Annotated in this window: 9 protein-coding genes and 1 pseudogene; 7 read left to right on the top strand and 3 right to left on the bottom strand. The window is 39.7% G+C overall.

Features of this window, described 5'->3' with window-relative positions; translation table 11 throughout:
* Positions 1-140: 140 nt before the first annotated feature.
* From AAC854_RS06645 to AAC854_RS06625, 6 genes and pseudogenes are all read left to right on the top strand, one after another.
* Positions 141-713, top strand: a complete 573-nt coding sequence (locus AAC854_RS06645; protein ID WP_340616408.1) for a hypothetical protein — start codon at positions 141-143, stop codon at positions 711-713.
* A 189-nt stretch (positions 714-902) separates the two neighbouring features.
* Positions 903-1,238: a hypothetical protein gene (locus AAC854_RS24235; protein ID WP_422824055.1), complete on the top strand. Its 336-nt coding sequence runs from the start codon at positions 903-905 to the stop codon at positions 1,236-1,238.
* Positions 1,211-1,693 (top strand): annotated as a pseudogene (locus tag AAC854_RS24230) (RHS repeat-associated core domain-containing protein); the annotation flags it as partial. The gene AAC854_RS24235 and the pseudogene AAC854_RS24230, both read left to right, overlap by 28 nt.
* Before the next feature lie 1,228 nt (positions 1,694-2,921).
* Complete coding sequence (locus tag AAC854_RS06635) at positions 2,922-4,034, top strand: AAA family ATPase (protein WP_340616407.1); 1,113 nt, start codon at positions 2,922-2,924, stop codon at positions 4,032-4,034.
* A complete protein-coding gene (locus tag AAC854_RS06630; RefSeq protein ID WP_340616406.1) occupies positions 4,031-4,312 on the top strand; it encodes a hypothetical protein in 282 nt (93 codons plus the stop codon). The genes AAC854_RS06635 and AAC854_RS06630 overlap by 4 nt, the downstream gene beginning before the upstream one ends.
* 97 nt (positions 4,313-4,409) lie before the next feature.
* Positions 4,410-4,706, top strand: a complete 297-nt coding sequence (locus tag AAC854_RS06625) for a hypothetical protein (protein ID WP_340616405.1) — start codon at positions 4,410-4,412, stop codon at positions 4,704-4,706.
* 56 nt (positions 4,707-4,762) lie between these two features.
* Here the strand turns inward: AAC854_RS06625 and argF are convergent, their stop codons facing one another.
* On the bottom strand, positions 4,763-5,776 hold the full coding sequence (argF, locus tag AAC854_RS06620) for an ornithine carbamoyltransferase (protein WP_340616404.1): 1,014 nt from the start codon (positions 5,774-5,776) through the stop codon (positions 4,763-4,765).
* A 233-nt stretch (positions 5,777-6,009) separates the two neighbouring features.
* Between argF and rraB the strand changes: the two genes are divergently transcribed.
* Positions 6,010-6,435, top strand: coding sequence for a ribonuclease E inhibitor RraB (gene rraB / locus AAC854_RS06615; protein WP_047965061.1), 426 nt, complete (start codon positions 6,010-6,012; stop codon positions 6,433-6,435).
* A 73-nt stretch (positions 6,436-6,508) separates the two neighbouring features.
* Here the strand turns inward: rraB and AAC854_RS06610 are convergent, their stop codons facing one another.
* Together AAC854_RS06610 and AAC854_RS06605 are read right to left on the bottom strand one after the other, a co-directional pair.
* On the bottom strand, positions 6,509-7,012 hold the full coding sequence (locus AAC854_RS06610; protein ID WP_273548504.1) for a GNAT family N-acetyltransferase: 504 nt from the start codon (positions 7,010-7,012) through the stop codon (positions 6,509-6,511).
* A gap of 140 nt (positions 7,013-7,152) precedes the next feature.
* Positions 7,153-8,085 carry a LysR substrate-binding domain-containing protein gene (locus AAC854_RS06605; protein WP_273548503.1) on the bottom strand — a complete coding sequence of 311 codons (933 nt, stop codon included), beginning with the start codon at positions 8,083-8,085 and terminating at the stop codon, positions 7,153-7,155.
* Positions 8,086-8,148: the final 63 nt, after the last annotated feature.

The following is an 8,148-nucleotide window of genomic DNA, read 5'->3' as shown; positions in this document are numbered from 1 at the left end:
TCAGCGATATGGAATTGAGGCTGAATATGACACCAAGAAAGATTTTAAATGGGCTGACGCCAATGGAAGCCTATACCGGTCGCATGTTGCACTTATTGCGTTAATCCAGCAATACTGAAAATTATAAGAGTATGGAATTTATGGCTGTGGTAACTATAGATGGAAATAAATACACAACCAATATGCAGAAGTATTTAAATATTCTGAAAGTCACTCCACATAAACCGTATAGGATCTATAGATCTGAGCTTCGATTAGAATCTAATCTCATTGCAAATCATGAATTTGAAGAAGGGTATTACGTAAAGGTTTATATACTTTGTTGGGTATTACCCTACTCATTGACAATAAAGAAGCAGGAGCTAATAGGACATCAAGATACATGGTTGGGAATAACCGTCTATAAAAGGACATCCGATAACCAAATACAAGCTGGTACTGTGTTAGAGATGGATATAGTTAAGAAGGATTGCAGAATTGAAGATACGATGGCAGCAGCAGGTTTACCGTATGGTGACTGGCCTATAGCAATCATAAATGGTAACCAGTTTATCAGGGCTACTGTTGGATGTTGTGATAAGTTTCATTATACACGTGACGAAGATAATCTAGGAGGCCATATCAATATAATTGATAATTTCGGATGTCTTGCTAAATTCTTTGTGATGAGAAATATTGATAACATGTTTTTACATCTTGAAGATGTTGATTAATACCTGCCTTTATATCTGATTCACTTGAATCCTGCATTATCAGGTGAATCGGATACGTTTATATTCAAAAATTATTATCAAAAGTTCGTGCAATGATGCTCTCAATCAGGGCACGAAATTCAGTACAGTTATCTCAATTCTCAGAAAATGATCAACACATCCCGTTATTTCTTAATGAGAATCCTAATTATGACAAATAAATCCTTTCAGGTTCATCACAAAACACCCATAGTTACTGTGCAAGACAACCGTATGTTGGCTGTGCGCAATATTCATTATCATCGTCATCCGGATCAGCCAGACCATACTGATACACGAATTACACGTTATTATTTTGATATTAAAGGTAAATTAGAGAAAAGCATTGATCCTCGTCTGGAGGCATTACAGCAATCAGATAAGACGATCAATCCTAATTTTACTTATTGCTCCTCTCTCACTGGTGATGTTCTGCGTACTGACAGCGTAGATGCAGGTATTGTTATCGCATTGAGTGATATCTGCCGGATCTGGAACTGCGTATGACAAAAAACGGTGATATCGAAAAAGAAATGCTGCAAGTGATCACCGTCGGCGTTGCGGGGCGTGCGCAAGTGCGGGTATTACATTGGGAAAGCGGCAAACCCGATGAGATTAGTAACAATCAGGTGCGTTACAGCTACGATAATCTGGTGGGCAGTAGTGGATTGGAAGTCGATGGCGACGGGCAACTCATCAGTCTGGAAGAATATTATCCGTATGGTGGCACATCGGTCTGGGCTGCCAGAAGCCAGATAGAAGCAGATTACAAGACCATCCGGTATTCAGGCAAAGAGCGGGATGCGACAGGGTTATACTATTATGGCTACCGTTATTATCAGCCGTGGGTCGCCCGCTGGTTAAGTGCCGATCCTGCGGGAACAGGAGACGGCCTGAATCTGTTCAGGATGGTAAGAAATAATCCCATTGTATTATTTGATCCTAATGGTCGTGAGTCTGAGTATGTCAATCACAGTGAGTTACCTACTGGTACCAAATTATCTGAGATAGCCATGCTGGGAAGCCACGATGCGGGGACTTATGCCTATAGTAGAGAAAAAAATAGACTCAGTAGCGTGGGAGCTCTATTTCCTGGGATGTTTAAAACCCAAAATCGAACGTTGAGGCAACAAGCAGAAGCAGGGGCCAGATATTTCGATATTCGGGTAGCGCAAAATAAAGATGGCACATTTGGCTTCTTTCATGGCCCCAGCGTTGCAGGCGGTAATGCTGTTTCGGATGTGAAATCACTCTTGGAACATGCGGCAGGAGATAGCAATAATTTTTACTTACTCAAACTCGTATTTAAAGGGGAAAGCGGGAAATCTTCCGCAGCAGCGGCTTCAAATACATTTTTACGAAGTATCCTCGAAGGTCATCGCGAGCGTCTTATTACACATGATGATGTGCCGAGTTTAGGTGAGGCGACGGTTGATTTACTGCATAAAGGAAAAAACATAGGGATCATGGTTGATAGAAAGAAATATGATGGAACAGAGCGACATTGGGATTACAAAGAAAGCGTTAACACAGAGTGGGCTAACAGCACGAGCGCAGAGAAGACCGCCGCAGTCTTTAGTAAAATCTTAAGCAACGCCAAACAAGGGGTGCTTAATATATTACAAACGAACATGCCGGTTCTTTCTCCAAATAAATTGGAGTTGAGTTCAGGTGTAAAAAGTAATTTATTTAAAAATAAAGGGATTTTGATAGAGGAAGTTGAGAATTTACTCCTTGGTAACCAATCTGGCGAACATCCTGCTGCAATAGTCAGCACAGATTACGTAGGCGATCCTGAGGGAACAACTTCAAGCTTTATGGCGACGATTAATCAATATAACAGGCGTCGGATGGGAGAGGTCACCAGACTATAAAAATCTGGTGAAATAGATAGCTGACAATCAAAAGAATAAGCTCACCTTGCGTTGCAGGGTGAGTTTCATGAAAAAGTTCTGTGGAGAACTGATTGGGAGCGTAAGCTGATTGATAAATCAGCACTGACAGAACTATCAGGATAGAGATTAAGCAATATATATGCTAGGTTATGACTATCATAGTTATTTCTGTAAGGCATTTTTTGAATTTGTAGCGTTACTTATAACTAGTTGAGAATATTAGATGTATAAGTAAAATAAGGATATTAAATAATAAAAGAGAAACTATTTTTCTCTAAAATGAAGAGAATGCGATATGAAAATACTATCATTAGAGTCATGTTACAAAAATCTAAAAATTGAAAAGATACATTTTGACAGCTTAACTTTATTAGTTGGTGCATCGGGAGTTGGTAAGACGCAAATATTATCGGCGTTGAATAAATTAACCCGTATTGCAGATGGAGATGATATCAGTAGTTTTAGTTGGGCGGTTGAATTTGAAATTAATGGAAAAAAATATTGTTGGTCTGGAGAGTTTGAACAGTCATCTGATTATATAGATAATTTTTATTTGGTAGAAAAAGATAGAGAAAAATCATCTATTGTTAAAGAAAGGTTGATTATAGATAATAAGGAGGTGATTAAGAGAGATAAAGAGGGAATAATCTACAACGATACTTCAATAGTCAAGTTATCACAGAATGAAAGTGTTATTAATTTATTACGTGAGGAGAATGATATTGGAATAATTAGAGAGAGTTTCAGGAAAATAATTTCAATAGAGACGATGGATGACAGAAGAGAATCTGTTATACCTAATAAATATTTAATTAAGGATATGAAAGGTATTAGTGATGTTAGATCTACAATGATAAATAACATTTATTATAAGCTCTACTTATGCCAGGAAAAAAATCATAAACTATTTTGTTCTATAAAAAATAGATATGAAGAAATATTTCCATTGGTTGAGGATGTTTTAATTGAAAAAGAAGATATTATACCTTCACATAATCTTACTGTCATCAGAGTAAAAATTAAAGAAAAAGGCATTGAAGAATGGATTTCTCAACGCGAAATGTCATCGGGAATGCTAAAGACGTTAATACAAATTGCTTACATCTATTTAAGCCCAGAGGGTACCGTATTTCTTATTGATGAGTTTGAGAATGGGCTTGGTGTGAATTGTATCAATGATGTGACTGATATTCTTATGGAAACCGGAAATGGATTGCAATTTATACTGACAAGTCACCATCCTTATATTATCAATAATATTCCGCTGAAAAACTGGAAAATTATATCAAGAAATGCTGCAATGATATCTTCAAATCGCTCTGAAGATTTTAATTTACACGAGTCTAATCATGAGGCATTTACTAAATTGATTAATCTTGATATTTATTTGGAGGGAACCAGAAGATGAATATTTATATTTTAGTGGAAGGTAAGCAAACGGAGCGAAAGGTTTACCCCGCTTGGTTAGAGCATTTAGCTCCTTCAATAAAGAGAATTGAAAATTTATCTCAATTAGAGGATAGCAACTATTATTTGATCAGTGGGCAAGGCTATCCCCATATGCTAGATAATATGTTGAAAAATAGCTTGTTAGATATAAAGCAATATAAAAAATTTGATGTTTTCTGGATTGTATTGGATTCTGATTTTTGTGATTTAGAGGATAAGAAAGAAATTTATCCTTGATAGAATAAAGGAAACAAATATCGAGATAGGGGCTTGTTCTGTTGAAATTATTTTTCAAAATCCATGTATAGAAACATGGGCCCTTGGGAATAAAAGTATGATTTCCCATAATCAATTGCATGCGGAGTTCTCCGATTATTTCTATCATTTTAATGTAAAAGATAATGATCCTGAAGCGATGAAAAAACCGGATGATTTCTCATTTAGTGATTCAGCCTATCATGGAGACTATCTTAAAGCCATGCTATTTGTTCGTGGCATTCAATATACAAAGAAAAATCCTCGAGGAGTGATAGAAAAATATTATTTGGATGAATTGATTGAGAGAGCTCAGTATGGCAGTGGACATTTGAAAAGTTTTTTCCACTTTTACCAGCTTGCATCATCGTTATAATAAATTTTTATAAAAAAACAAAAAGCGGTGCTCAAACACACCGCATAAGCTTCCGATTACCAATTCAATTCTTCCACCAGCGTCGCCACCATCACCGCCTTAATGGTGTGCATCCGGTTTTCAGCCTGATCAAACACAATACTGTGTTTTGATTCAAAGACTTCATTCGTCACTTCCAGACCGCCATATAAATTAAATTCTTGCGCCAGTTGCTGACCGAGCGCCGTTTCTTCATCGTGAAAGGCCGGAAGGCAATGCAGAAATTTTACTTCCGGATTCCCCGTCATTTGCACAACGTCCATATTGACCTGATAAGGCTTCAATAATGCAATGCGTTCCTGCCAGACTGACTTTGGTTCACCCATTGATACCCAAACATCGGTATAAAGAAAATCAGTTTCTTTTACACCTTGTGTAATATCTTCTGTTAGAGTGATCTGACCACCAGTTTTTTCAGCGTGTTTTTGGCATGCTGCAACCAAGTTTGCATCAGGCCAGCATGCTTTTGGCGCGACTAAGCGGAGATCCATCCCCGTCAATGCCGCAGCTTCCAGCATGGTGTTACCCATGTTATTGCGGGCATCGCCCAAATAAGCAAATTTGATTTCAGATAGCGGTTTTTGGCTGTGTTCCTGCATGGTCATTAAATCCGCCAGAAGTTGGGTCGGGTGGAATTCATCCGTCAGGCCATTCCAAACCGGAACGCCTGCGTATTGCGCTAATGTTTCGACAATGTGTTGACCATAACCACGGTATTGGATGCCGTCATACAGGCGCCCAAGCACTCGTGCGGTGTCCTTGATGGATTCTTTGTGCCCGATCTGGCTGCCATTTGAGCCTAAATAGGTAACATTGGCACCTTGATCATAGGCTGCGACTTCAAATGCACTGCGTGTACGGGTGGAATCTTTTTCGAAAATAAGAACAATGTTTTTTCCCTTGAGTAAAGGCGATTCCAAACCTGATTTTTTATTCGTTTTTAATTCATGAGCCAATGTTAAAAGAGTATTAACTTCTGTAGGAGTAATATCAAGAAGTCTTAGGAACGAGCGTTGAAAAAATGGGTTCATTATGGATTGTCTCCATCAGCGCAATATTGAATTTATATTCACTATATCTCGATAAAAAATCCGATTGCAAGTTTCGTTTTTGGTGCTTGCGAGAGTGACAGTATTAAGGCTGATTATGGTTCAGTCGATTGCGGTTTGTACTTCTCCCTGAACAAAATTGGATAGATATATCCTTTGTAAAGAAAAGATGGGAGAATGCAAAACATGACAGCCAACTGACGGAGGGGATTGGCATGGCAGACCCACATGCTTTAGAAGAACAGCGTGAAGAGACTCGTTTGATCATCGAAGAATTATTGGAAGATGGCAGTGATCCTGAAGCGCTTTATATTATTGAACACCACTTTTCGGCAGAAAACTTCGATCAACTGGAGAAGGCCGCTCTGGAAGCATTTAAGCTAGGTTATGAAGTGACAGATGCAGAAGAGCTGGAAACAGAAGATCGTGTTGTTCTGATGTGTTGCGATGTGATCAGTGAAAGTCGTCTGGAAGCCGAACTGATCAACGTACAGGTCGAGCAACTGATGGATCTGGCTGAAAAGATGGGTGTGAATTACGATGGTTGGGGAACGTACTTTGAAGATCCCAACGCGCCGGATGATGAAGATGACGAAGGTGATCTCTTTCCCCCAGAGGAAGATGAACCCAGACTGCATTAAGATCTTTTGAAGATAGCGTGACCGCCGAATGCCCCACTTGTTTAGTGGGGCTGATTTATTGAGGGGGTAATCGTTATAGTGCCTTGAGCATCCTGACTTCACAGTCGCTGTGGCCTGTATTGCCAAGTGGCTCATCAAGATAGCTGAAGCCCAGTTTTTCATATAAGGCAATGGCAGCTTTCAAAGTCTCCGTTGTTTCCAGATAACAGCGTTTAAAACCTTGCTCTGTACCAAATTCGAGTGATTGCTTCACGATTTGCCTGGCAACCCCTTTTCCCCGTAGTACCGATGAAAGGTACATTTTTTGTAATTCGCAGGTATCACTGTCACCTCCGGCCAGCGGAGCAACCCCACCGCCGCCAACGACTTCGCCATCCATTTCAACAACCCAGTAAGCACTGCGCGGCTGATTGTAAACTTCGTACAATGTATCCAGAATCGGATCAGCAACGGCAAAACCTTTGTCTGCGGTTAAGCCATGCTCGGCAGATACTTCACGGATAACAGCGGCGATGCCGGTGTTGTCTTGTTGGGTGATAGGGCGAATAACGTAGTTGTGTCTGTTTTTTGCTGTCATTTTTTATCTTTCTATTTTTATTGATAGGGAGGTAAATAATACATTATGAAGTATATTGGTCTAGCCAATAATTCATTGGGTGAATGTATGTAAATGAATCTATGTAACATGCTGATAAGTTGCTTATCCCGCACTTCGTTTTAGTTCCGATTCGGTTTAACCTCAATTTGTTCTGAATAATGTAGTTGAAAATAGCGCTCCAGAAATTCAATCGTTACCCTGACACGAGCAGACATCGCCAGACGTGTGACATAGACCGCCCAGATATTTGCTGATTGATAATATTCAGGCAGGATATGGACTAACGCCCCTGATTTGATGCTCTCCCTGACATCCCAATAAGAGCGTAAAGTAATGCCATGACCATCAAGGCACCACTGATGAATAATTTCACCATGATTGGATGACATAGGCCCGGTGACTTTCACCGATTGAGAGCCGGTACTGTTTTGTAATTGCCAGATTCCGAAAGGGTGGTCTCTCTCCTTGATCACCAGACAGGAGTGAGAAGGGAGGTCATTCAGTGATTTTGGCATCGGATTACGTGCGAGATAAGCCGGTGATGCACAGAGAATTCGGTGGTTAGATGCGAGCTTGCGCGCGATAAGATTATTATCAATATCATCACCAACCCGAATATCCAAATCAATGCCTTCAGTGACTAAATCGATAATGCGATCTTCTACATCAAATCGCAGTTCTAATTGTGGATAGGCCTGAATAAGTGCGGATAACGCAGGCGCAACGAATTGCCGACCAAAACCGAAGCTACTGACGATCCTAATTGTCCCTTGCGGTTCTTGCCGAAGTTCAGAAAGTTCATCCAGCATCTGGTGAACATCATTGAGAATACGTTGTGCCCATTCGTATATGCGTTCGCCATCTTCCGTAATTGAGACGCGACGTGTTGTTCTATGTAATAGGGTGACATTTAATATGTTTTCTAATATTGCAATGCGTTTACTGATAAAGGCCGGAGATGCCCCAATTTCTTCGGCTGCGGCGACAAAACTGGCTCTCTTGGCGACTAAAAGGAAAACACGTAGATCCTGTAAAATAGGTAAATTGTTCATAAATCGTAAATTATGTTTCTACATTTTTCAGATTGAATGCAAATCAGTCAATTATAAGATAGC

This window comes from Xenorhabdus entomophaga (genome assembly GCF_037996725.1).
GTDB lineage: Bacteria > Pseudomonadota > Gammaproteobacteria > Enterobacterales > Enterobacteriaceae > Xenorhabdus > Xenorhabdus khoisanae.
This window is presented reverse-complemented; position numbering and strand designations above follow the sequence as displayed.

Excerpts from the sequence above, each read along its gene's own strand:
- AAC854_RS06645 (WP_340616408.1), top strand. The coding sequence starts at position 141 with ATGGCTGTGGTAACTATAGATGGAAATAAATACACAACCAATATGCAG.
- AAC854_RS24235 (WP_422824055.1), top strand. The coding sequence starts at position 903 with ATGACAAATAAATCCTTTCAGGTTCATCACAAAACACCCATAGTTACT.
- AAC854_RS06635 (WP_340616407.1), top strand. The coding sequence starts at position 2,922 with ATGAAAATACTATCATTAGAGTCATGTTACAAAAATCTAAAAATTGAA.
- AAC854_RS06630 (WP_340616406.1), top strand. The coding sequence starts at position 4,031 with ATGAATATTTATATTTTAGTGGAAGGTAAGCAAACGGAGCGAAAGGTT.
- AAC854_RS06625 (WP_340616405.1), top strand. The coding sequence starts at position 4,410 with ATGATTTCCCATAATCAATTGCATGCGGAGTTCTCCGATTATTTCTAT.
- argF (WP_340616404.1), bottom strand. The coding sequence starts at position 5,776 with ATGAACCCATTTTTTCAACGCTCGTTCCTAAGACTTCTTGATATTACT.
- rraB (WP_047965061.1), top strand. The coding sequence starts at position 6,010 with ATGGCAGACCCACATGCTTTAGAAGAACAGCGTGAAGAGACTCGTTTG.
- AAC854_RS06610 (WP_273548504.1), bottom strand. The coding sequence starts at position 7,012 with ATGACAGCAAAAAACAGACACAACTACGTTATTCGCCCTATCACCCAA.
- AAC854_RS06605 (WP_273548503.1), bottom strand. The coding sequence starts at position 8,085 with ATGAACAATTTACCTATTTTACAGGATCTACGTGTTTTCCTTTTAGTC.